This window comes from Prevotella sp. C0209C1 (genome assembly GCF_056583855.1).
In genome coordinates this window covers 1-26,437 of the sequence record NZ_JBWPJP010000032.1, presented here as the reverse complement: position 1 = coordinate 26,437, position 26,437 = coordinate 1, and the positions used below count along the sequence as shown (strand labels likewise).

Sequence of the window (26,437 nt, the reverse complement as noted above, 5' to 3'; positions counted from 1 at the left end):
TCGGAAAAAATCATCCTGCAATTTGAGCTATAGGATACATACTTCTCAAAATCATCCTGCAAAATGAGCTATACGCCGAAAATTATGCATGGCACTTCTCACAAATAATCTACTCTTTTGATTAACCGTTTTTGTAAAAACCACAACTATAATATAAGATGATTATTTTATTATACAACAATAAATAACTATAATATTTGCCTCTATTGTTATTAATGTGTGGGATAATCATAGCGCTGTATATTATAGAAATTATTTCTATAATCAGGTAAACGATCAAACTCTACATTTATAGAAATCGTATTTTGATTATTACTACCCCACTGGTAAGTAATACCCCCACCAATACGATCCATACATTGAGTATCTATTATGCCATAACCTAATCCTGCATACCCATACTCAGCAATAGTTCCTATATATCTATATTGTCCAATATAAGGCTGATAATAATTATTATATCCAAATACTATATTATTGCTTGTGAAAGTCTTTTGTACAAAGGCATATGCACTCCAATGATCATCTAAACGATATCCTAACATAGCGTTTACACCTCCTACAAAATAATTATCCCCCTTATAAGTAATATGATTAAGATAGCCACCTAAACTTATTGTGAGTTTTGGTGAAATGTTAGTTACATATTGAATTGAAACATCTTGAGAGAAGCCTCCACCATTAAAATATCCTTTACCCATATTATAGAAAGCTGATGCACCTAAATTGATATTTAAACCTGGATGTAATCTCCACAACCTATTAGTCCATATGGGATAATAAATATCATTATATGTAATTGCTTGACTATTTACATCTACAATAGGTAAAGTATTATCCACCTGCCTTTGTTCTTCTATTTGATATGCTAACTGTTTAGCGAACACCTTTTCCTCCACAGTTGCCTCACGTATTCCGCGTAACTGTGAAGACTCTATAGGTCTTACTAGCGCAGTATCATTTGCACTTGTTGTTACATTTTGTTGTGCATATATTGATATACTCAACATTAATAGTATTATGAAAAATATTCTTCTCATTAGGTTACAAATATATATATAAACAATATACCAACCAATTTTTTTAATTATAATTAGTGAATAAAAACCTTTATATTAATTTTTCCTCAATCTATAAAACACATATATCCTTTTATTCATATATTTTCCTTAAGCAACAAAAAACTAATCTTCTGAAAGACGAAACACTTTTGTAGCATGACTCGCAACTTTTGTAGTTAATAAAGAAGTCACTTTCTTTGCTAACATAGATTGAGTCCATAGATCACGAACATGATATGACTTATAAGCATCAAGTGCTGGTATTTTAGAAAAATCGAAAGTAAAGTCCCTATCTCTACCTGACATATTAGTAACAGAAATGGCAATATCTCCATTTGCACAATCTTTAGCAAAAACAACCATATCGTTATCTTCTGATATCAAATCCGCTTGCTGCCCCATAGGATCCTGATCAAGTGCAATCAAATCTTTATTTGTCAATATAGCATAATCATCTTTTGTAAATGTTTTTAATCTTGGATCAAAAGATAACACCATAGGAGAAGACCACATACACCATAAAGCGAACTGAGTACGATACTCATCTTGTGTCATTCCTGGTCCTTTTCCACCACATAAATCATTTGAAGATTTACCTGTTGCATGCAAACCTGTACATAACATATCTGCATCATTAAAACGATTTACGCCCTGATATATTGATAAATGCTTCATATCTCTAATGCTTTGCACCACTCCCTCACCATTTCCTTTTCCTGTCCAACAATCTCTTACATCTTGAGATACACGCCAACATCTTCCCCCTATCTCTGCACCCCATTTCCAAGGTTCACGTTCTCCCCACTCACATATATATAACACTGTATTATTGCCTGCTCTTTTAAATGCTTCATAAATATCTTTATAACGTTTTTTAGCTGTTAATAAATCACTTGGAGCATGACAATAATCGCATTTAACAATATCAACTTTCCAGTCTGCGTACGTTTTTGCATCTATATCCTCATATCCCAAAGAGCCAAAAGCATTAGCACATGTTAATTCTGCTACATCTGTATATAAGCCAAACTTCATTCCTTCCTTATGAATATAATTAGATAAAGCCTTAATACCATTTGGAAATCTTTTCTCATCTGCTTTTGGTGTGCCATCTGGCTGACGTTCGTTTGCCTGCCATAGATCATCAAGCATAATAGTTTTCCACCCACATGCATAAAGTCCTTTAGCCTTAAATATTTGCACAACTTTTCTTACTATATCTTCAGACACTTCATTCTGCACTGAATTCCATGATAACCAACCCATAAATGGAACTGGCATCTGCAATTTATTAGATACTATGAGATTTATATTTTCACTATATATCTTACCATTATCTTCTATACAAATACTATAAGAATACTGTCCTTCTTTATTTATATATCCCTCTATTAACTTTCTTTTATCATTCCATACAAGTCCTACAGGCAATCTTTTAACAGTAAGTTTATTAACAGGCTTTTTAGTTCGTATTTTTTGCATAAAACGCATACCAGGTAAAGAAAAAACCATTTTGGCACAATCTAACTTAGTTTCAGAAACTAAAGCTGCATTTGATTTATACATATATTCATTAGTATTACTATTTATAGCATTAACCTTTGCAAACATATTTAATAGGTATAAGTCTTTATCTATATTAATACATATAGATTCCCCCCTTATAGTTTGCATATAACATAAATATATCAGTATAATAAACAAAAATATTATTTTCTTCTTTATACACATACTTATAGATATATAAAATTTTTACCTGACAACAATGATACCATTTCAAAAGATAACTAATACTTAAAGAAAAGGGGATAATAAATAAGCAAACCACCCCTTAAATCGCTGCCAATGAGAGCGCCATGTTTCCCAATTCTTAGGTGTTAAAATAAAGCTATCCTTTTTTTGTTCATCAAATAAAGTATCAAGTTCTTTAGTTATACAAGAGTCTATTATTACAGCATTCTCTTCTCTATCCCACCTCAAACTACGAGCGTTAAGATTAGCCGAACCTATTGTGCAAAATTGTCCATCAACCATAATTATTTTAGTATGATGAAAACCTTTTTTATAAAGCCATACTGTACAACCTGCTTTCATTAATTTGTGAGCGTTATAAAAGCCACAATCAGGAGTAAGAGGTATATCACTCTTAACACTAAGCATTATTTCTACTTTAACCCCACGTCTAACAGCATTTTTTAAAGCTTTCTTTAATTTTCTACTTAATGTGAAATATGGATTTATAATTTTTATACTATCTTGCGCATCATTTATAGCATTAATATAAAAATAACGAATAATATCATTTGTTATATGCGGCTCTCTATTAATAATACAAACCATCTTTTTACCTACAGATGCACTTGTATCAGGCTTTAACCCTTTTATATATTCTGCATTAGTTATTCCTCTAAAATATTTAGCTCCATGCAGCTTTTGTCCCGTAACAAGATACCACGTTTTAAAAAAAATCCTTTGAAGAGTATTAACCTCGTCTCCCTCTATTCTACAATGCATATCATGCCATGAACCAACTATTTTTGTGCCTTTTATATAATAATCAGCTACATTCATTCCTCCCGTGTAAGCAACTTTACCATCTATTATTACTATTTTACGATGATCACGATTAAAGATACAATGAAACCAAGGAAACTTAAGAGGCTTAAAATTATATATTTCAATACCCATACTTCTAATTTTCTTAATATCAGCTCTTTTTATAGGACTATTATTACTTGCATTACCAAATCCATCAAATACAGCTCTAACCTCAACGCCTTCTTTAGCTTTAATAGCTAGACGCTTAATAAGTTCGTTATTAATAGAGTCATTACGAAAATTAAAATATTCTAAATGTATACTTGACCTTGCTTGTTCTATAGCTCTAAATAGATCTTCAAATTTTTCTTTACCATTTTTCAACAATACTACAGAATTATTTTTTGTAAAATGCACCCCCTTTTTCCTTAATTGAAATGCTATTAAAGAGTCTACTCTCTCTTTAGAAAGTATCGTTGCTTTACTTTCTGGTAAGAAAAATAAAGACATTAAAACAATAGAAAATATTATAAAAACATCTCTTTTATACATATACTTTACATGTTTTTCATTTTTTATTTAATGTACAATCTCTGAATATTAAAAGACATTTAACATTAAACCATACATCTATAATGATCAACAATTCCTAATAAGTGTTTATTAGCATCACATACCAATACTGTATGAATCTTATATTTTTGCATAGTAGCTTGAATATCTGCAATTTTAGTAACAGGTAATACCGACTTAGGCTCTTTTGTCATTATATCCTCTACCGTTTTATCAAAGAATTCAGCTTGCCATTGTTCCATTGCGCGGCGAATATCGCCATCAGTAATTAAACCTATAACCTTATTATCTTTATCAAGAGAAACCCCTAACCCTAATTTACCTTTACTAACATGTATAATAGCGTCACCAAGATGCATTTCTTTAGGAATAATAGGTAAACATTCTGCCTGCATTACATCTTGTGCCGTTGTAAGTAAGCGCTTACCTAAAGATCCACCAGGGTGAAACTGTGCAAAATCTTTTGGCTTAAAATTGCGTACCCTCATTAAAGCTACAGCTAACGCATCTCCCATAACAAGAGCCGCTGTAGTAGAACTTGTTGGTGCTAGATTAAGTGGACAAGCTTCTTTTTCTACCCAAACCTTAATATGTACAGTACTATATTTTGCCAATAAAGAATCTGTATTTGCACTAATACCTATAATCGGCACTGTCATTTGTAAAAGAATGGGTATAAAACGTAACAACTCATCTGTTTGACCTGAGTTAGAAAGGGCAAGTACAACATCATCTTTAGTCATTACTCCTAAATCCCCATGATAAGCATCTAATGGATTTACAAAGAAAGCAGGAGTACCTGTAGATGATAATGTTGCTGCTATTTTTGCACCAATATTTCCACTCTTGCCCACCCCTGTTACTATAACTTTACCTTTACAATCATAAATTAGCTTTACTGCTTTATCAAAATTATCATCAAGTTGATTTATTAAAGCTAATGTAGCTTCAGCCTCTTCCTTAATACATTGAATAGCATAAGACCTTACTTTTTCTATTTTATTTTCTTCAACTATCATATTAATTTACCTATTAACCCATCTAACTTATCTAACTCTAACATATTAGCAGCATCTGATAAACCTTTATCTGGATCTGGATGAACTTCAAAAAAATAACCAGTTGCCCCAAAAGCTTTTGCAGCTATAGCCATAGCAGGTACAAATTTACGATCACCTATAGTTTTTCCTTCACCTGCACTAGGGCGCTGCACACTATGCGTGCAATCCATAATAACGATTGGTACTATTTCTTTCATGTCACAAATATTACGAAAATCTACTACCAAATTATTATAACCAAAGCTATTACCACGTTCTGTAAGCCAAACTTCCTTAGCACCACTATCTAAACATTTCTGGACAGGATATTTCATATCCTTACCACTTAAAAATTGTGCCTTTTTTATATTAATAATCTTACCAGTTTTAGATGCAGCTACAAGTAAATCTGTCTGTCTACAAAGAAAAGCTGGTATCTGAATAACATCTACAATTTCACCTACAATATCTGCTTGATAGCTTTCGTGAATATCTGTAAGAATCTTTAACCCATATTGTTGCTTTATTTCTCTTAACATGGACAAACCTTTGTTTAATCCAGGACCTCTAAAAGAACTTAAACTTGTACGATTTGCCTTATCAAAACTTGCTTTAAAAATAATATTTACTTTATATTTGTTATTTAAACGAACTAACTCTTCTGCCACTTGACAAAGAAGCTCAAAACTTTCTATAACACATGGGCCTGCTACAAAAATAGGTTTCATCTCCACTCTTTTTTTATTTATATGACTTATTCTATACCTGACTATTTTCATTAAACATAATAAAACAAATTACCAAAGTATTAACTTTAGCCAGTCATAATAAAGAAAAATACATCAAAACAACTTACTACTATATGGCAAAAATACAAATAAATTTAGACAAAATAAAACATCTATAGGCATATTTTCCAAAAGAACATTTTTTAAACTACAATTCCATTGAAAATAATATATTTTTATACCACAAATTAAATATCGTTATTCATAGCGTTTTCCCCACACTTGTAACATACGCTGATATAATTTTTCTTCCATTGGAGAGTGCTGTGCATGCCAAAAATGTTTATCTATTAAATTATCAGGAAGATATTGTTGCAACACAAAATTATTCTGATAATCATGAGGATACTTATAACCTTTTTTATATCCTATATCTTTCATTAATTTGGTAGGCGCATTACGAAGATATAGAGGAACTTGCACATTACCACTTTTATTTACTTCGGCAATAGCTTCATTTATAGCTAAATATGCAGAATTACTTTTTTGAGATGTAGCCAAATATATAGTAGCCTCTGCCAAAGGTATTCTACCCTCTGGCCATCCTATTTTTATAACAATATCAAAGGCAGCATTTGCTATCAGAAGAGCATTAGGATTAGCTAATCCTATATCTTCTGCTGCACAAATAACTAATCTACGAGCTATGAACTTTGGGTCTTCTCCTCCTTCTATCATTCGCGCTAACCAATAAATTGCAGCATCAGGATCGCTACCACGTATTGACTTTATAAATGCCGAAATAATATCATAATGCATATCTCCAGCTTTATCATAAGATAAAACAGGCTGCAATAATTGATTTTCCACCATTTCGTCTGTTATTTTTATATTATCTTCCAGTGTTGAAGAAACAATAAGGTCTAATATATTAAGCAACTTACGCGCATCACCTCCACTATAGCGCAAAATAGCGCATGTTTCCACAATTTCAATATTACGCTTCTTTAGCTCACCATCTTCCTTTATGGCACGATATAATAATGATAAGAGGTCATCATCTTCTAAGCTTTTCAATGTATAGATTTGGCAACGCGATAAAAGAGGAGTAATAACCTCAAAAGAAGGATTCTCCGTCGTTGCTCCAATAAGAGTTACTATACCTTTTTCTACAGCATCAAGCAAAGAGTCTTGTTGAGCCCGTGAAAAGCGATGTATCTCATCTATAAAAATAATTGGTGAATTAGTAGAAAAAAAACGATTACCTTTGGCTCTTTCTATTACTTCACGCACTTCCTTTACGCCACTTGTTACTGCCGAAACTGAATAAAAAGGCGTTTCTAACATATTTGCTATTATCTGTGCTAAAGTGGTTTTTCCGACACCCGGAGGCCCCCAAAGTATAAAAGAAGAGATATGTTTCGATTCTATCATTCTCCTCAATACACCATTTTTACCCACTAAATGTTTTTGCCCTATATATTGATCTAAACTGCGTGGACGCATTCTCTCAGCCAATGGTTCCATACTATTAATTTATTAACTCAAAATAAAGTACATCTTCCTAAAAACAATCCGCTTTTATAATGATTCCTATAAAATTATCTTACTCTTTCTTTTATTTAGTAAATTCGTGCAAAAACACATTCATGTTTTTAATCTTTCTATTCACTTTGTACTATTTACTAAAACGTTTAGTTTTCACCAGAAAACTGCCTGATCTTTTGTTCTTCAGATAATTTACATATAAGTAATGTGTTATTCTTTTCAGCTACTATATAGCCATCTAATCCTTGTATAATTACTTTTTTCTCATCTGAGGTATGAACTATAGTATTATTTGTATCAAATACCTGCACATTAGGACCTATAAGCGTGTTTCCATAAAGGTCATGAGGAGTTTGAGCCAACAATGAGCCCCATGTACCAAGGTCGCTCCAACCAAAGTCTGCAGGATGAACAAAAATCTCCTCTGCTTTTTCCATTATAGCATAATCAACCGATATATTCTCACACTCTGGATAAATTTCATTAATTGTTTCTTGCTCTAATGGTGTACCTAAAACATTTATAATTCTCTCAAATAAAAGAGCTGTAGCAGGCTGATAAATGCGAAAAGCATTAATAATAGTAGAAGCACTCCATACAAAAATACCAGCATTCCAAAAGAAATTGTTCTGACTAATATACTTTTTAGCAGTCTCTAAACTTGGCTTTTCCCTAAATTGGTCGACACGAAAAACCTCTTTATTACGAGCTGAAAACGAACTAAGATCTGCCTTAATATAACCATATCCCGTTTCAGGGCGTGTTGGTTTCATACCTAAAGTTACTATAGCGTCCGACTGTGCCGTAAACTCTAAGCAATTATTTATTACACGTTTAAACTCTGTAGGATTTGTTACAATATGATCACTGGGAGTTATAACTATATTTGCCTTAGGGTTTTCTTTCTTTATACGCCAACTTACATAAGCTATACAAGGTGCTGTGTTACGACGACATGGCTCGCTTAAGATATGACTCTGAGAAATTTCAGGCAATTGCGTACGAACTATATCTACATATCTTTCATTAGTTACAACCCAAACATTATCCAAAAGCATTATGTCTTTAAAACGATCAAGTGTAAGCTGCAATAATGATTTACCAACACCTAAAACATCTATAAACTGTTTGGGATAATCAGATGTGCTCATTGGCCAAAACCTACTTCCCACTCCTCCTGCCATTATTACCAAATGATTGTTTATCTGACTCATAACTTTATATATTTTTTTATCATAAATGCAAATATACAAATAATAAAAGAAAATAAAAACTTTACTACAAACATTTAATATAAATACAACAATAACATACTATATAAGTCTTTTGTTTTATTTATTAAAAAGAGATATGAAATCGTCTTCTGAAATTATAGGAATATTGAGCTCTTTAGCTTTTTTATTTTTATTAGATATGCTTTCTGTATCATTATTAATAAGGTAGTTAGTATTTTTAGAAACACTACCAGTAACTTTTCCTCCTTCACTTTCTATGTATGCTTTTAATTCGTTACGATTTTTATAATGGTGCACATCACCTGTTATGACAAAGGTTAAACCTTTACAAGATTTTCCCTTTATCTCTGTAGTTGTTTGTTTAATGGTAAGTTCTTGTAAAAGATGTTGAAGTTGAGTATAATTGTTTTCATCTCTCATCCATCGTACAAAACTTGTACTCTTTTCAGGTCCAATGCCTGCTATTGTTGAAAATATCGTTTCTGTATCCGCATAAGCCTCATTAAATAATAATTGCTGTGAAGCAATAGTTGTGGGACGACTCATGCTTATAAGCTCTTCTAAAGAATAAGTAGAAAGTAAGCGATTACATACATCTTTACCTATTAAAGGGATACTTAAAGCATATAGTAATTGTTTTGCTTCTACAATACGTGATTTTTCTATCGCGGAAAATAGGTTTTCACAACTTTTAGTACCAAAACCCTCTATTTGTTTTAATTCTTTTTCTTTATTCTTTAATTGAAATATATCAGAATACTCTTTTACCCAACCCAGATTTATAAATTTTTGCATAGTTTGTTCTGACAATCCATCTATGTTTACCCCTTCCTTTGATACAAATCGAGCTAACTTCTTAAGCTGTTTAGCTGGACAATAGTGATTAGTGCAGTGAAGAGTACGAGTTCCACTTTTTTCATTTTCTACTATCTCCGTTGGATACTGACATACAGGACAAACAGAGGGGATTAGAAAACTGCCTATACGCTTTGAAACACAAATAACCTTTGGGATAATTTTATTTGCTTTTATTACCATTATTTTTGTTCCTGCATCACCGATACCTAAACGCTCACACTCAGAAATATTACACAGACTAGCACGCTTTACAATAGTTCCTTCTATCTCTACTGGGGCAAATACAGCCACTGGCGATATCGTAGATGTAGCACATGACCATTCGATAAATTTTAGTTCCGTCTCCATGCTTTCATCTTGCCATTTAAAAGCTAATCCTGCACGTGTAGCATGATGCCCTGTTACCGATCCTGTTGCTGCATAATCTGTATCATCATACGTAATAACTAACCCATCTACAGGATAAGGCTGCTTGTCTTTTCTTGCACTATCAGTAACGCGTTGAGTCCATGCTGCTATTACATCTTCTATATTTTTTATAGAGGGGATAGCTATAAACTCTCGCTCTACAGTGTTAAATCCTAAACTATCAAGGAAAGACATACGCTCACCCCACGAAATAATAGTCCGATCGCAATGTACCAAAGTAAAAGGCTTCCATTGTAAATGCCGCGATTTCACCTCATTAATATCTTTTAGCGTAAGCGATCCTGAAGCAAGATTGCGAGGATTAGCATATTCTTCTTCTGATTCCATATTAAAGATTTCAAAATCGGCATAACTGATAACAGCTTCTCCACGTATAACAAGGTGCTCTTTAGTGTTTATTGTTGGTAATATTCCTTTTATAGCCGAAGCTAAGTGAGTTATATTTGTACCTATATGTCCGTTACCACGTGTTACTACTTTCGTAAGTTTTCCCTCATCATAGGTTACTACAAGTGTTAGTCCATCTAATTTCCATGAAAGCCATATAGGACGATTTGCAGCCCACTTTACAAGAACTTCTTCACTTTTTGTTTTCGCTAAAGATAAGGCTGGGTATTCGTGTTCCTCTTTTTTTCCCGTTATATTATCAGCACTAACATTATTTGTAGGTGAGCTGGGAAGTATTATTCCGAGTTCTTTTTCTATTTTTTTCAATTCATCGAAAGCCGCATCCCACTCAAAGTCGGTCATAATTTCACCTTTACCATTATAATAGGCATCAGAAGCGTTGTTCAAACATAGAACAAGTTCTTCCATTCTTTTGCGTTTATTTTCTGCCATTGTAGATCAATTTAGGATTAAAGAAAAGTTATTTTAAACAAGCTGATTATGATATAAAAATCCATTTAAAAACATATAAGCTGTCAATAAAAGTAAAGCTATACCTTTCCTATATATTATCTTTTTGTTACAAATGTACTATAAAATTATTGGAAAAAAAAAGTTAGAAACTTAATTTTTATCTTCATTTTAGAAGTCTTGTGTTTTCTTTTGTGTATCTTTGCGCCAAAATAAAGTATTTATGTAATTTATGTCAACACTTTCACTTTTTATTATTATTGTTTTCATTTTAGGATATGCACTCATCGCTGTAGAAAGTTTAACTAAGATAAACAAAGCAGCTATTGCATTATTAATGTTTGTAGTCTGTTGGGTCCTATTTATGGTAGATCCATCTAAGTTTCTTTTAACAATGCACCCTGATCTTAACGTTACAGCCCATTCTGTAATGTCATTTGCTAATAAGGTTATAGTAGAACATCTTGGCGACACTGCTACTACCTTATTTTTCCTTATGGGAGCCATGACTATTGTAGAAGTAGTTGATCAAAACGGCGGTTTCAATTGGGTAAAAAATGTCATGAGATCTAAATCGAAACGTGGTCTGATGTGGAAAATAGCTTTTATGACATTCTTTCTTTCAGCTATATTAGACAATCTTACTACAAGTATTGTAATGATTATGATTTTACGAAAACTCATTAAGTCCCATGAAGACAGAATGGTTTATGCTTCATTAATCATTATAGCTGCTAATTCTGGTGGAGCTTTTTCACCTATAGGCGATGTTACTACTATTATGTTATGGAATAAAGGTCTTATTACAGCTGCAGGAGTGATAAGTGAGATTTTTATCCCATCTCTTTTATCTATGGTTATTCCAGCTTTAATACTTCAGTTTATGCTTAAAGGTAAAATAGCAACTGATGTATCTTTAAACATTGGCGAAGAAAATGAAAGTGAAAAAGAGTTTGGCGGTTTTCAAAGAAAATTAATCTTTGCCATTGGTGTAGGTGGCTTATGTCTTGTACCTGTCTTTCATACTTTTACCGGGCTACCTCCTTTCATGGGTATTTTATGTGTTTTAGGATTGTTGTGGTCGGTTACAGAGGTTTTATACTATCGCTTATATAAAAAGATAGGTGGCAGTGAAGACTTTGCTAAGCGTGTAAGTAATTTGTTAAGACGCATAGATATGTCTACAATATTATTTTTCTTAGGCATATTAATGGCTGTTGCTTGCCTTGAAGAAATTGGTGCTTTAGAGCAAGTAGGTAAGGGATTAAATATAACCTTTAATGGAAATCACTATGCTGTAACCGGTATAATAGGAGCTCTATCCTCTATTATAGATAATGTTCCTTTAGTAGCAGGCAGTATGGGTATGTACCCTGTTACAGTAACAGGCGATATGGCTGTAGATGGTATCTTCTGGCAATTATTAGCTTATTGTGCAGGTGTGGGTGGCTCTATGCTCATTATAGGAAGTGCAGCAGGAGTAGTTGTGATGGGATTAGAGAAGATTACCTTTGGCTGGTATATGAAAAAGATTAGCTGGATAGCCTTAGTTGGTTATTTATCTGGCATTGGGTCTTATGCTCTTATTCGTACTTTTTTGTTTGTTAGTCCGTTATAAGGCTTTATATTATAGTATATACTAATAGTATTATATAAAAAAACAGTGGAAGTTATTGCTTTTAACGCTATATACTACCACTGTTTTTTTGTTTGTATTAGCACTGCTCTATTGCTTATACTTTATTAGGGGATAAAGCATATATGAGCAGGGGTAATACCTATCAGATTATTTTTTATTGTTGAAAGATACTTGCCGTTTTTATCATATACAAATATTTCACCTGCGGAGATATAATCTTTTGCATCAGCAAGATAAATATTTTTATTTGAAGGATTAATAGCAACTGCACAAGTTGTAATAGGAAGCTGAGATGGAGAATTGTTCTTTAATAAATTCTTTTCAATTATTTTCCCTGTATTTGTGTCTATAACATTAAGCAGAACAGGCTGTTTAGATGAAGAAACAGTATAATAAAGATTATTATCATTAATAACCAAATTAGCTGCAGAAACATCAAAATGATTAAGTATTTCACCTTCTGTAGATATTTCTGTAATATTAGCACCTATCATACTATACGTTGTAGGATCGTATTTGCCTTGAGAAGTAACCCAAAGATTACCTTTTTTATCTGCTTTTAATTCGTTAAGATTCACAGATTTGACATCTATAGTTTTTATTACTTTAAAAGTATTAATATCTATTACACTTATAGTATGGTCGTAACCTATAGCATTGCCTCCATTATACCCTCCACTATTTGCAACATAGAGTCTGTCCTTAACAATATCCATATTCTCTGGTTGATAACCTACGTCTACTTGACCTGTTATAGTATAATCATCTGCATTTATTTTATAAACAGTTCCCTTGCTTATAACTTCATTAAATTTAGCATTATAGTATGCGCTAACATATACAAATCCGTTATAATACACTAAATGGCGCCCATTTATTATATTATTTATCTCTTTTTCTATTTTTCCATTAACAGGATTAACTACTATTACTTTGTTAGAAGCATTAATAATTATCCAAAGTTTACCCTTATAATATTTAATATCATTACCCGTATCTCCCATTTTTTTACTATCTTTCATAAATCCAGATTCAAAGACATTAGGATAATACAGCCCGGTTGTAAAGTTTAGATAATCTAATGTAGAATTATTCTTTCCGTAATTTCCTTCACAAAGTATAAACATACCTTGTGTTTCATTGTTATATTTTTCCTCTGTTTGAAACTGCCCATAGTTACCTTCACCGTTTCCTATGGGTATTAAGCCGTTGTCATCATTAGTACATGACGTAACTGTAAATAAAGTGCAAACTGTAAGTGCCAAACCTAATATTCTGGCAGGGATACAGACGTTTGTAAGAAAACTTGTTTTTTTCATAAAAAGTAATATTAAAATTATTAATTAAAATATATGTTTTATAACTCCACTTGTATGCCAATATTTCCATTAAAGCCTGGCATAGGATAATTGTCTACTACCTCATATTGTTGGTTAAAGATATTATTTGCCTCTACAATAACTTTCCACACCATCTTTTTATATTTAAAGAAATAAGATATGTTCGCATCATGTGTTAACCAAGCATGCATACGAGTATATATTGTGTTGTTTTTTCCACTATATCTTTGCCCGGTATATATTAAACTATAATTAACTGAAAAATGTGCATAATCTAAGTTTAAAACAAACGAACCACTATGTTTAGGTATATAGGGTATTTGGTTTTTGTAAAAAGACGATGTTACAGAAGTAATATCCTTTGCTTGCTGATAAGTATACTGAATACGAGATGTTATTAATAATGGTATAGCTATATTATGATTAGCTGTAAACGTAAAAGCAAAAGATATATCCAAACCTTTTATATCCACCTTACCAAGATTGAGTATCGTCCACCGAAATTGTTGTCCTTTAGGAAAGGCTACTATCTTGTTATTAATGGTATTATAATATGTATCTATTCGCAGATGTATATTTTTAGCCCATGATTGTAGCCAATTATAATCGAACGAAGCTCCTATATTATATTGATTAGCACGTTCAGGCTTTAGATCAGAACTGCCTATATCAGTATAATATAAATCATTAAATGTGGGCATTCTGAAATGTTGTTTAGCAAAAGCATTAATATTAAGCAATATACTTCTTTTTTTATTTATATTATCTCCTCTTGTTAGAATAGGGAAATTAAGAAAAATTGCAGGAGAAAATTTTGTAAAAGTTTTAGGATCTTCTTTTTTAAAGGTCTTAAAATTTACTTTATCCTCGATGTTTGTCATCAGTAAAGATGCCTGCGCCTTTATGTAATGCATATCAAAAGAAGTAGCTATACTTGTAAGGTGTGAGTTTCGAGTAGGAAAAGCAAAATATGCTGTGTTAGCATTTAATTTGTTCCACTTAAAATCGTATGCTATCGAAGCATGCCACGATGGTAATATTTCATATATGTTAGCTATTGAGAAATATGCTTCCTGCTGCCAATATTTATTATCTATGGGCAAAGTATAAGGATCTTTATTAAGATAATGCGTGTAATAAAAAGCATATTTAGCTAAAACTTTAGTAGAAAATTTATTTGTAATATCTTTCTGAAAACGTCCTTGAAAAAAAGAATTTAGATCTGACTGTCTCTCCCCCCTATGCCATACATTTTCTACAATAGCTCCAGGAATACCTCGTGAAGAATTATAAAAATATCCTTTAGCATTCCAGAAACCTTTTTTAATAAGTCCATACATGTTCATCTCTATACGTCCAGCAAGAATATCTCCATTCTGCCTAATAGCAAGTGTATCATGCGTAGTATAACCATCTAACGATACAATATTATGATGAAACTTATATTTACCATTTGATGATAATAACTCAGCATTTAAAGAGGTAGAAACATTAGGCAATATACGCTGCTCCCAGATAGTAGAAAAACGAAAAGTGTTGCTTGAGCCAAATTTTGTTTTAACCTTTAGATTATAACATTTGTTTTTTAAGAATCCTGGAGAGTGAGTATGAATATATATAGTGCCAGCATTACCAAAGTCGGTTGCCGACTGAAAGATATAGCTTTTCTGACCATTGTATACAGTGATCTCATCTACATTGTCGAGCGAAAACTGTCCTAAGTCTATCTGCCCATTCTGTGCATTAGAAAGTATTATGCCATCATAAGCTATTCCTACATGCTGACTTCCTAAGGCCCTTATATTCACCGTTTTCATACCGCCTACCCCTCCATAGTCTTTTATTTGAAGTCCTGCAAAATAACGTAAAGCATCTGCTATAGACTGAGAACTTAACCGTTCAAGGTCTTTACCCTTTAGTTTTTGTGGTGGTATTATTTCGTATTGAGCAAAACGAGGTGTAACAATAATTTCTTTAAGAGTATCGTTAAACATAAGCTCTCTTTTGCAAGAAGCTCTTAAACCATTTGTGATAAAAGACAATACTATTACAAATAAGGTACATAAATAACATCTTGCACCTATATTTCTATTACAACCATATTGCTGCACATTACATATATAATGTAATATAAAAAACATATTTAAGTAATACTATGATATTTTGTAATTTTCATTGATGTGTTTTATAGAGTACCTTAACACCTAAATATTTCTTATCGTATGTGTATATTAACTCATATTACTATGCAAAGGTACAAAGATACTTTATAAAAAGAAACATTAAAAAATAAAAACGGAAGAGTATATCATCTTTTCTATACTCTTCCTTGTTGTAAAAAATAAGGTTTTTAACAATGCTTGGAGAGAATATAAGCGTTACATATCGCATGCTTATGCTTATTTACTCCCTGTGAGGAAAGAAATAAAAAGTTTTTATCATGTTATATATACACAATTCCTCACATTTAGCTTTTTGTAATTATTACCATCATGATATAGTAGATGATGATTGTTTATTATTAGTTAGTAATAGTAATTATGCTACAAAGATATATTTTTTTTCTTTTCCAACAAAAGAAAAAGAAAAATTTTAACCAACAAATATTCTTTTATTTATACTTATTTTCAGCATAATAACATTACCTATTGATCATAAAAGGTTAATATCTTATTATGATATGAACAAGGTTTATATACTAAAAATAGACTATTTTTAATGGAAAAATAAATTAAAAATGAGATAAAAATAAGTTATTTTTCTTTTTTTGCTATACCTTTTTATAATATAAAAACTATGTTTTTTATTATTAAAAATAAATAGTTATCATATAAATAAAGATATTGTCATTCTTTATATGAAATATTCATAGTCATTGATCTTTTAGACATTATCTTTTACTATTACTCCTTCTTCTTCGTCGTGTGGATTTATAGCTTGCCAAAGATTGTCATTAGGTATAGGAGAAACTATTCTTATAGTCTTCTTAGATACAGGGTGTATAAACTCTATCTTATGACTTAATAAAGATATACTTCCATCAGGATTAGAGCGTGCTGCTCCATATTTCAAGTCGCCCTTAATGGGGCAACCCATGTTTGCCAATTGGCATCGTATCTGGTGATGTCTACCAGTCATAAGATTAATCTCTAAAAGAGTATAGTGTTTAGAAGTATTTATGGTTTTATAATGTAAGACCGATTTTTTTGCCGTAGGTAATGGTATATTATAAGCATAACTTTTGTTCTGCTGTGTGTTACGTATCAACCAATCTGTAAGTGTGTCTTCTGGTTTAAGTGGTTGTTGCTGCACTATGGCCCAATAAGTTTTGTGTATATTTCCATTGCGAAACATATCATTTAGTCTTGAAAGTGCTTTTGAGGTGCGAGCAAATATAACAAGTCCTGCCACTGGCCTATCGAGCCTATGTACTATGCCAAGAAAAACATTTCCAGGCTTATTATATTTATCTTTAATCCAAAGTTTCACCGTTTCTGATAATGGCTGATCTCCCGTTTTATCACCTTGCACTATTTCGCCAGCTTCTTTGTATACTATAATGAGGTGATTATCTTCGTAAATAACCTTCATAGTTTTTCTATTATTATATGAATAAATAATGTGGTAATAGCCACTTTCATATTATAAAAAAAGTGGAAACAGAAGTTTTGTTTATAAACAACTTTCTTCTGTTACCACCTTATTTAATAGAGGTTATATTACATATTCATACCACCATCTACCTGCAAAACCTGTCCAGAAACATAGCTTGATAAGTCTGAAGCTAAATATACTGCTGTGTTAGCAATATCATCTACAGTACCACCACGTCTCAAAGGAATCTTAGAAGCCCACTCCTTGCGCACCTCTTCTGATAATACTTGTGTCATAGCAGTATCAATAAAGCCTGGAGCAATAGCATTAGCACGTATACCTTTAGGCCCCATTTCTTGAGCAACACTCTTGGCCAAAGCTATCATTCCTGCTTTAGAAGCAGCATAGTTAGCTTGTCCTACATTACCATGTACCCCTACTACACTTGCCATATTTATGATAGAGCCACCACGTTGACGCATCATAATAGGCACACAGGCGTGAATAAAGTTGAATGCACTTTTAAGATTAACGGCTATAACGGCATCCCATTGCTGCTCTGTCATTCTTAACATTAAGCCATCTTTAGTTATACCAGCATTGTTTACAAGTATATCTATGCTACCAAAGTCTTCCTTTATCTTAGCTACTACTTCTGCACTTTCTTCAAAGTTAGCTGCATTACTGGCATATCCTTTTACCTTAACGTCCATTGCCTTAATCTCTCTTTCTGTTTCAAGACCACCATGCTCTTCATCAATAAACAAATCGGTGAACGCAACGTTTGCACCTTCCTGTGCAAATTTTAAAGCAATAGCTTTACCAATTCCACGAGCAGCTCCAGTAATAAGGGCTGTCTTTCCTGTTAATAAATTCATTTCCTTTTATTATTTTATTTATTTATTATTAAAGATCTTTTCTGCTTCATACCAGCTTTACCTAAAGCTCCATACACTACTTTAGCAACAACAGGTCTGCTTGTTTCTTCTGTTAATCCATGCCCAATACGCCCATAAATAAAAGGCACTTCAAGACCCTTTATACAATAGTGGGTTATTTCAGCAACTAATTCTACATTATCTATATCAAACTCATCATCATTTTTTGCCTCTAAATATACTTTCTTGAAAAGCTCTATTTCGTCTTCATCAAATTTTTTACGTACACGCTCTACCATCCAGATATTTCTAAAAAATTCTGCTCGCAAGTTACCATTACGGATAACTGTCTCTTTTATCATAGAAAGGTGGGTGTAAATAAGCTCAATGATTTTATCTTGTGGCTTAATATTTTTTGTAGCAACTTCATCAAGCTTATCAGATAATCGTTCCAGTTCTGCTTCAATAACAGCATAATACACATCGTCCTTACTTTTAAAATAAGTATAAAGCGTGCGTCTTCCCTTTCCTGAAGCTTTGGCAATATCGTTCATAGTGGTGTTAACAATGCCATTTTTAGCAAATAGCTGGCGTGCTACATCCACTAAGGTTTGTCTTGTTTTTGATATGGACATTATCCTATTATAGTTTTATTAGTTGCACAACAAGTTTGCAATGTGCAAATATAGAAATTATCTATGTAAATGGCAAATATAGGATAAAAAAGTTATCATAAATAATAATAAAAAGGTTGATAAAAAAAAGACCTGTTTTTTTATATTCACTTAATCATTGAACAATTATATAAGAAAAAGAGAGGCAAGTAGACTTGTTTAACCTCTTGACTCTCTTTTTTGATTTATTCATCTTTTTTATCTCCCTTATCTGAAGAAAAATAAAAATGACTGGTATAAGTATATACTGTAATAAAAAGAAGGTATGATAAGTGGACCCCTAATTCTATTAATCTCATAAGATTACCATCTTTTATATAGAAGCCTACCGTCAAAACAACATAGCCCACCAATATATTACGCAACAATTTTTTTATAAAAGTTTTCATAAGCTATTATATTATAGACAAGTCATAAAATCATAGATAATAAGTCCCCAGCCTACCAACGAAACTGAATATTTCTGATGTTTAACCTCTTAACCCTCTTTTTTGATTTATTTATCTTTTTTATCTCCCTTATCTGAAGAAAAAAGATAACTGGTACAAGTAAATGCTATGATTAAAAAAAGGTATGCTAAGTGAACTTCTACTTCTGTTAGTTTTATAAGATTACCATTTTTAATATAGAGACCTATCATTAAAAGAACATAACTCACCAATATGTTATACAACAATTTTTTTATAAAAGTTTTCATAAGCTATTATATTATAGACAAGTCATAAAATCATAGACCATAAGTCCCCAGCCTACCCACGAAACTGAATTGTTCTGATTTTTCTACGCTGCAAGAAGCTAAACAAACTACTAAGGCAGCAATAATATTTTTTTACTCATAAATTTTATAATTGTAAAAAAAACACTTTAATTACTGCAAAGTTAATATTATTATTTTAATAAACAAGAAAAAATAATATCTTTTTTTATTAAAATGCAACTAATCATTATTTATGTAGATATAATTATTTATCAAAATAGATATTTTCTGTTTATTTATATTGTTTTATTTCTTAAGGGTGTAGATATTTTTTTAGCAGTTGTTTTATTGTTTCGGATAGATTTTTAGTGGCTACTATGGGCAACATCTGTTGGGTAATGGATAGCGAAGTAGGGCAAACATCATTGATACTCTTCACTACTTTAAAGCCAGCCATAAGCAGTTGGTCTTTATCTTCTACACATCCTGCCAATGCCACCACAGGTATTTTGGCTTGTTTTGCCACTTTAAGCACAGCGAAAGGTAATTTTCCACAAAGTGTCTGACTATCTATCTTTCCTTCACCTGTAATAATAAGGTCGGCATCAGCTATATGGTAAGATAGCTTTGCAGCATTAAAAACTACCTCTGCCCCAACCTTTAGCTGCGCATTAAGCGATAATAGTGCATAGCCCAAACCACCTGCCGCTCCAGATCCGCAAGTGTTTGGAGATATAGAAAAGAATGTAGAAAGATGCCGTAGTCCTCTATCTAAAGCAACAATCTCTGTATCATTAGCTCCCTTTTGGTGTGCATAGACATGGGCTGCACCATTAGGTCCGTAAAGAGGGTTGGTAACATCACAGATCACTTCTATAGATATAGCACTTAAGTCGAGCAGGTTACTCCTATCTATAGTACTTATATTTTGCATATTTTCACCTATAGGTATCACCTCTTTCCTATCATTATCGTATATTTTTGCGCCTAAAGCCGTAAGCATTCCTATACCAGCATCATTGGTAGCACTACCGCCTATACCTAATAGTATATGTTTACATCCTTTACCAACAGCATCACAAAGCATTTCACCTACTCCAAAAGTAGTGGTAAACATAGGGTTACGTTCTTCTTTAGAGAGTAATGTTAGCCCTGCTGCAGATGCCATGTCCATAATAGCTGTATTACCATCTTTACTAATAGCATATTTGCATATAATAGGACGCATAAGAGCATCATGCACTTTACATTTTGTCCATGAAGCATTTAAGTAGTATGCTAATATTTCTGTAGTGCCCTCTCCTCCGTCAGCAAGTGGCAGCTTAACTATATTAGCAAAAGGACTTACTTCTTTAATAGCCTTACTTACAGTATTAACCGCATCTTGCGCAGACAACGAACCCTTAAAAGAATCAAAAGCAACAACTATTTTCATAAATACCTCTCTCTATATATAATAAGGTGAAAGTAATATTTATAATATTATTATAAAAGAAGTGTTAGTCCATCGTAAGCAAAATGTACATTGTCTGGTAAACGCTTTTGCGACTCGGCATGAAAGCCTGCCTTATCAGTCATATGTATAAGATAAGTTTGTTCGGCTTTAATAAGCTGACTAAAGGCTATAGCTTCAGGGATAAGCTGATGTGAGTGATGTGGACGCTCCCAGCGTAAACCATTTATAATAAGCGTTTTTACACCTTTTAACGATGGTACTTCTACTGGATTTATAGTTTTCATATCAGTAATATAAGCTAATGTTCCTATACGATAGGCTAAGATAGGTAGCTTACCATGAATAACCTCAATAGGTTCTATTTCAAAATCGCCTATACAAAACTTTTGATGAGGCTCTATACAATGCAAATTAAGTTTTGGAACTCCAGGATAAAGATGATCAGTAAAACAGTAAGGCATATTATGTCTAAGCCCATCACAGGTGTGCTTGTTAGAATAAATATCAATATCACCAAGAGAACAGAAAGCACGCAGATCATCTATTCCTCCTACATGATCATAGTGAATGTGTGTGAGTAACACTCCATCAATCTTTCGGAAAGGATAAGGTAATATCTGTTGACGAAAATCAGGTCCACAGTCTACAAGTAAGCGCGTATTTTCTGTTTCTATCAAGGCAGAAGTCCTAAGACGTTTATCGTGCGGGTCAGTACTTTTACACACCTCGCAATTGCAACCTATGAAAGGTACACCATTAGAAGTTCCTGTACCTAAAAAGGTTACTTTCATATTAAGTTTCATCTTTTTTCTTTCTTTTATATCAAGAGAGCACTCACTTTATGTTTACCTCAGGATAAATCTCTATTCCAAATTTTTGCTTTACATCTGACTGAATAGTACGATATAACTTTACAATATCAAAACCACTGGCATTCCCCAAATTGACTAAAACTAATGCTTGCTTATCATAAACGCCTGCTTTACCTAAGTGTTTTCCTCTCCAACCACATTGTTCTATCATCCAGCCTGCTGGTATTTTCTCATGTTCTGCATCTATTGTATAATGTGGTATTTCACCAAACTGCTTTACAAGCATTAGATACTTATCTTTAGAAATAATAGGATTCATAAAGAAGCTACCTGCATTACCTATTTCTTTAGGGTCTGGCAGCTTAGCTTTTCTTATTTCTTTAATAGTTGTTCGAAGCTCATGCACTGTAGGATTTTTTATTTTCTTTTCATCTAAAGCCTTGCGAATATTTCCATAATCAAGCTTAGGAGAATATTTTTTACTTAACTTATATGTTACTGAAATTATCAAATATTTATTCTTCCATTCGTTTTTAAATTTACTCTGACGATAACTATAAGCACATTCGGCATTAGTTAGTATTTTCACATCACCTGTAGACAACTCCACTACTTCTACTTTTTCTATTATATCTTTAACCTCTGCACCATATGCTCCTATGTTTTGCACCGCACTTGCTCCTACCTCTCCGGGTATAAGAGATAAGTTTTCTGCACCATATAGCTCATGATCACAACAGTAAGCTACAAAGTCGTCCCATATAAAAGCTGATCCACATTGTATACGTTCTGCATCTATTTGTTTTAAGAAATTAATACCTGAATGAATTACCGTTCCCTCATAATCTTTTGTCAGCAGAAGATTACTTCCCCCACCTATTATTAATAAAGGCTCATCTACAGATATTAAAGATCGCGCTAAGCCTTGTGCTTCCTCAACAGTATAATATTCTATAAACCTTTTACATTGCACATTAATGCCAAAGGTGTTATGTTTTTGCAAGCTATAGTGAGTATAATTTTTCATTAGTTCTGTCAAAAAAAAGTGAAGACCTTCTTTAGAAAGCTATTATTTTTACCAATTGCCATTTCTTACCATTATAATGGAAAATAAGATCGGTTTCCAATCCATTGGCAAGACCCCTGAAAGCAAGTATCTTTTTGTTTCCTGGCTTATATTTCTGACCATATAGAATGTTGTAAATTACATCATTTGGTATTTCTGGCAAAAAAGTATTCCATTCATCTGCATCAATAGTAGTGCTAATAATATTAGTTTCCTCTCCGTTAGGATCTGCTCCTTTATAGGATAATGGATTCTTTATCATACCCTCGCCATTCTTTTTAAAAAAATCCTTAAGAAAGTTTAGAAAATTAGCATTATAGCTATCTTTAAAGTTTAACTCACGTATTTGATTCATCATCCATTTACCTTCTTGGTGATCAAACCAATATTGTTTTACAGTATTTTCCTTTAAAAATATCTTTTCTACTATTACAGAATCAATATCAGTAGACTGTGCGTATTTAGCCTGATCTTCGTTATCAAAAATAAGAGTATAGTATCCTTGTGAACGAAAAAAACGATCGTTTATCCATCTATTAGCACTTATATGGGTAATTTTTCCAAATTTATTAGCAAATAAAGGAAACTTTATACGATTATGCTGCAATTTCTTATTTGCAATAAAATTAAAAAAGAAATCATCAAATAACTGATCTGCAGCCTTTGGCATAGGAGTTTCTGCAATAACATTTGAAGCAGAATCTTCATCTTCTACAGAATCTGCAGTAATAGAATTATTAACAGTACTATCACTTGGAGTGCTGGTTTTCTTACTTGTACACCCTACTGACATACAAGCTATTGTAGCAAAAAAAACTACTACTAAGATTGTTAAATTTTTCATATTTTCCTTTTTATATTTTTGGACAATGCAAATTAATAAAGAGTGCTATCTTTGTCCATCATATTAACTATCCTTTTACCGTACAAAAGTACTTATTTAGGTACAAATATGCAAAGAATAGTACAAGTAATACTATAATAGGAAATATTAATTAAGAATATATGCTTATTATATAATATAGGCATGATAATATATCTTACTATATAAATTTCTTAATTTCAATATAAACTTATTAACTTTGCAAACAAAGAATAATAAATAAAACATATATAGCTTATGTATCGTACAAAAACTTGTGGTGAGCTTCGTCTTACCGATACAGGTAAAGAGGTAACGCTGTCTGGATGGGTGCAGCGTTCAAGGAAAATGGGTGGTATGACCTTTATTGATTTACGCGATCGCTATGGTATTACACAGTTAGTTTTTAATGAAGCTGATAATGCTGAGCTTTGCGAAGAAGCTAATAAGTTAGGGCGTGAATATTGTGTTCAAATAAAGGGTATAGTAAATGAACGCCATAGCAAAAATAATAAGATTGATACAGGAGATATAGAAATTATTGTAAAAGAGCTCAATGTTTTAAGCCCTGCCTTAACTCCACCTTTTACCATAGAAGATAATACAGATGGTGGCGATGAATTGCGTATGAAATATCGCTATTTAGATCTTAGACGTGCAGCTGTACGTAAAAATATAGAGCTTCGCCATAAGATGACTATAATGATACGCAATTTTTTAGATTCTCAAGATTTCATAGAAGTAGAAACACCTATACTTATAGGCTCTACGCCTGAAGGAGCACGCGATTTTGTTGTGCCTTCACGTATGAACCCAGGACAGTTTTATGCCTTACCACAAAGTCCGCAAACACTAAAACAGCTATTAATGATTGCAGGGTTTGATAGATACTTTCAGATAGCAAAGTGTTTCCGTGATGAGGACTTACGTGCAGACCGGCAACCAGAATTTACACAGGTTGATTGCGAAATGTCTTTTGTAGATCAGAATGACGTTATTAACATGTTTGAGGAAATGTGCCGTGTTTTATTTAGAGAGATTCGTGGAGTAGAACTTCCTAAATTAGAACAAATGCCTTGGGCAGAAGCCATGAAACGTTTTGGATCAGATAAGCCTGATTTGCGTTTTGGAATGGAATTTGTAGAATTAATAAACGACTTAAAAGGCACAAGTGAGTTTTCTGTATTCAACGAAGCTAATTATATAGGTGGAATTGTTGTACCTGGATGCGCAAGTTATAGTCGTAAGCAGCTTAATGAGCTTACTGATTTTGTAAAACGCCCACAGATAGGAGCACAGGGATTAGTTTTTATTAAGTATAATACAGATGGAACAATAAAAAGTTCTATAGACAAGTTTTATACCTTAGATCAGCTTAAGAAGGTAAAGAAAACAACAGGAGCAAATGAAGGTGACCTCGTCTTAATATTATCTGGGGATAAACCAAATAAGGTACGCACACAGCTTTGTTCTTTACGTTTAGAAATGGGAGATCGTTTAGGACTACGTGATAAAAATGTTTTTAAGTGTTTATGGATAATAGATTTTCCTTTATTCGAATGGAGCGATGAAGAGCAACGCTTTATGGCTACTCATCATCCTTTCACAATGCCAAACCCTGAAGACTTACCTTTACTCGAAGAACACCCAGAACAAGTACGTGCTTTAGCTTATGACTTTGTTTGTAATGGTATTGAAGTAGGAGGAGGGTCTATACGTATTCATGACACACAGCTTCAGGAACGTATGTTTAAACATCTTGGGTTTACTAAAGAAAGAGCTGAAGAGCAGTTCGGATTCTTAATGAATGCCTTCAAATATGGAGCTCCACCTCATGCAGGACTTGCTTTTGGCTTAGATCGTTTTGTTAGTATAATGGCAGGTTTGGATAGTATCCGTGATTGTATAGCATTTCCAAAAAATAATAGTGGTAGAGATGTAATGCTTGATGCACCTTCTACACTTGACAAAACTCAGCTTGACGAGCTTCAAATTAAGCTAAATATAAAATCTTAATTATCTTTGATTTATATCAAAAAATAATAATCTTTTAACGAATTGACAGAAGACAACAAGCTTTTCTTGTTAATTTTTTCCATTTTTTAATAAGTTAGCTGTATCTTTGTCATCGGTATAAGATTGTTATTTTAATTAGATTTTTACAAGAAAGATGGTAGAAAAAAAAACAAAAACTACAACAAAAACTACAGCTAAAAAAGCAGTAGCTAAGAAAGCGGAAGTAGAGGTAGCAATTAACGCAGAGAACATTGGTTTCAAAGCAGGTGATGTTTATCAGGCTTTAGCATCAGCTAAGAAAAGTCTTACAGTAAAAGAAATTGCTTCTGTAGCTAAGATTAGTGTAGAGGAAACGCTTCTTGGTGTAGGTTGGTTATTCAAAGAAGGTAAGATAATGGGTGATGGTAAAAAGGTTTTATTAGCTTAATAACATCTCTAAAAGATTTTAAGTTAGATTTATGTATCTAATAAAAGGAGCGTATATTTTATATATGCTCCTTTTGTTTTTTTATATTATTATTTTTATTGCCAGTCC

The 26,437-nt window shown here is 32.5% G+C and carries 21 protein-coding genes; 3 read left to right on the top strand and 18 right to left on the bottom strand.

Annotation, left to right across the window (positions count from 1 at the left end; translation table 11 throughout):
- Positions 1-212: 212 nt before the first annotated feature.
- The 8 genes from AC1DCD_RS08650 to ligA all read right to left on the bottom strand — a co-directional run bounded on the left by AC1DCD_RS08650 (position 213) and on the right by ligA (position 10,850).
- Positions 213-1,040 carry a hypothetical protein gene (locus AC1DCD_RS08650; protein WP_464641177.1) on the bottom strand — a complete coding sequence of 276 codons (828 nt, stop codon included), beginning with the start codon at positions 1,038-1,040 and terminating at the stop codon, positions 213-215.
- Positions 1,041-1,184: 144 nt separating this feature from the next.
- Positions 1,185-2,672, bottom strand: a complete 1,488-nt coding sequence (locus tag AC1DCD_RS08645) for a glycoside hydrolase family 27 protein (protein WP_464641175.1) — start codon at positions 2,670-2,672, stop codon at positions 1,185-1,187.
- Positions 2,673-2,855: 183 nt separating this feature from the next.
- Positions 2,856-4,151 (bottom strand): phospholipase D-like domain-containing protein, encoded by a 1,296-nt coding sequence (locus AC1DCD_RS08640; RefSeq protein WP_464641173.1) that lies wholly within the window; start codon positions 4,149-4,151, stop codon positions 2,856-2,858.
- A gap of 65 nt (positions 4,152-4,216) precedes the next feature.
- Positions 4,217-5,191: a KpsF/GutQ family sugar-phosphate isomerase gene (locus tag AC1DCD_RS08635; RefSeq protein ID WP_464641171.1), complete on the bottom strand. Its 975-nt coding sequence runs from the start codon at positions 5,189-5,191 to the stop codon at positions 4,217-4,219.
- Positions 5,188-5,940 carry a 3-deoxy-8-phosphooctulonate synthase gene (gene kdsA, locus AC1DCD_RS08630; protein WP_464641169.1) on the bottom strand — a complete coding sequence of 251 codons (753 nt, stop codon included), beginning with the start codon at positions 5,938-5,940 and terminating at the stop codon, positions 5,188-5,190. Before kdsA ends, AC1DCD_RS08635 begins: the two co-directional genes overlap by 4 nt.
- A gap of 258 nt (positions 5,941-6,198) precedes the next feature.
- Complete coding sequence (locus tag AC1DCD_RS08625; RefSeq protein WP_464641167.1) at positions 6,199-7,467, bottom strand: replication-associated recombination protein A; 1,269 nt, start codon at positions 7,465-7,467, stop codon at positions 6,199-6,201.
- Positions 7,468-7,634: 167 nt separating this feature from the next.
- Complete coding sequence (locus AC1DCD_RS08620; protein ID WP_464641165.1) at positions 7,635-8,702, bottom strand: mannose-1-phosphate guanylyltransferase; 1,068 nt, start codon at positions 8,700-8,702, stop codon at positions 7,635-7,637.
- Positions 8,703-8,819: 117 nt separating this feature from the next.
- Positions 8,820-10,850: an NAD-dependent DNA ligase LigA gene (gene ligA / locus AC1DCD_RS08615; protein WP_464641163.1), complete on the bottom strand. Its 2,031-nt coding sequence runs from the start codon at positions 10,848-10,850 to the stop codon at positions 8,820-8,822.
- 250 nt (positions 10,851-11,100) lie between these two features.
- On the opposite strand from ligA, the gene nhaD reads away from it, so the two are divergent.
- Positions 11,101-12,486: a sodium:proton antiporter NhaD gene (gene nhaD / locus AC1DCD_RS08610; RefSeq protein ID WP_308533003.1), complete on the top strand. Its 1,386-nt coding sequence runs from the start codon at positions 11,101-11,103 to the stop codon at positions 12,484-12,486.
- Between the two features lie 125 nt (positions 12,487-12,611).
- Here nhaD and AC1DCD_RS08605 read toward each other — a convergent pair whose 3' ends face one another.
- From AC1DCD_RS08605 to AC1DCD_RS08560, 10 genes are all read right to left on the bottom strand, one after another.
- Entirely contained in the window at positions 12,612-13,826 is a 1,215-nt protein-coding gene (locus tag AC1DCD_RS08605; RefSeq protein ID WP_464641161.1) for a DUF5074 domain-containing protein, read from the bottom strand.
- Between the two features lie 38 nt (positions 13,827-13,864).
- Positions 13,865-15,988: a TonB-dependent receptor gene (locus tag AC1DCD_RS08600; RefSeq protein WP_464641159.1), complete on the bottom strand. Its 2,124-nt coding sequence runs from the start codon at positions 15,986-15,988 to the stop codon at positions 13,865-13,867.
- Between the two features lie 742 nt (positions 15,989-16,730).
- Entirely contained in the window at positions 16,731-17,438 is a 708-nt protein-coding gene (locus AC1DCD_RS08595; RefSeq protein ID WP_019036645.1) for an RluA family pseudouridine synthase, read from the bottom strand.
- A gap of 128 nt (positions 17,439-17,566) precedes the next feature.
- Complete coding sequence (gene fabG / locus AC1DCD_RS08590; RefSeq protein WP_464641157.1) at positions 17,567-18,319, bottom strand: 3-oxoacyl-[acyl-carrier-protein] reductase; 753 nt, start codon at positions 18,317-18,319, stop codon at positions 17,567-17,569.
- A 14-nt stretch (positions 18,320-18,333) separates the two neighbouring features.
- Positions 18,334-18,954, bottom strand: a complete 621-nt coding sequence (locus AC1DCD_RS08585) for a TetR/AcrR family transcriptional regulator (RefSeq protein ID WP_036856173.1) — start codon at positions 18,952-18,954, stop codon at positions 18,334-18,336.
- A gap of 224 nt (positions 18,955-19,178) precedes the next feature.
- Positions 19,179-19,382 carry a hypothetical protein gene (locus tag AC1DCD_RS08580; protein ID WP_464641155.1) on the bottom strand — a complete coding sequence of 68 codons (204 nt, stop codon included), beginning with the start codon at positions 19,380-19,382 and terminating at the stop codon, positions 19,179-19,181.
- 621 nt (positions 19,383-20,003) lie between these two features.
- Complete coding sequence (locus tag AC1DCD_RS08575) at positions 20,004-21,125, bottom strand: glycerate kinase (protein WP_019036617.1); 1,122 nt, start codon at positions 21,123-21,125, stop codon at positions 20,004-20,006.
- 50 nt (positions 21,126-21,175) lie between these two features.
- Entirely contained in the window at positions 21,176-21,949 is a 774-nt protein-coding gene (locus AC1DCD_RS08570) for an MBL fold metallo-hydrolase (protein WP_464641153.1), read from the bottom strand.
- A 31-nt stretch (positions 21,950-21,980) separates the two neighbouring features.
- Complete coding sequence (gene murB / locus AC1DCD_RS08565) at positions 21,981-22,985, bottom strand: UDP-N-acetylmuramate dehydrogenase (protein WP_464641151.1); 1,005 nt, start codon at positions 22,983-22,985, stop codon at positions 21,981-21,983.
- Positions 22,986-23,016: 31 nt separating this feature from the next.
- A complete protein-coding gene (locus tag AC1DCD_RS08560) occupies positions 23,017-23,868 on the bottom strand; it encodes a DUF4348 domain-containing protein (protein ID WP_464641149.1) in 852 nt (283 codons plus the stop codon).
- Between the two features lie 276 nt (positions 23,869-24,144).
- Between AC1DCD_RS08560 and aspS the strand changes: the two genes are divergently transcribed.
- Both aspS and AC1DCD_RS08550 read left to right on the top strand, forming a co-directional pair.
- A complete protein-coding gene (gene aspS, locus AC1DCD_RS08555) occupies positions 24,145-25,902 on the top strand; it encodes an aspartate--tRNA ligase (protein ID WP_464641147.1) in 1,758 nt (585 codons plus the stop codon).
- Positions 25,903-26,056: 154 nt separating this feature from the next.
- Positions 26,057-26,329, top strand: a complete 273-nt coding sequence (locus tag AC1DCD_RS08550) for a winged helix-turn-helix domain-containing protein (protein ID WP_464641145.1) — start codon at positions 26,057-26,059, stop codon at positions 26,327-26,329.
- Positions 26,330-26,437 lie beyond the last annotated feature (108 nt).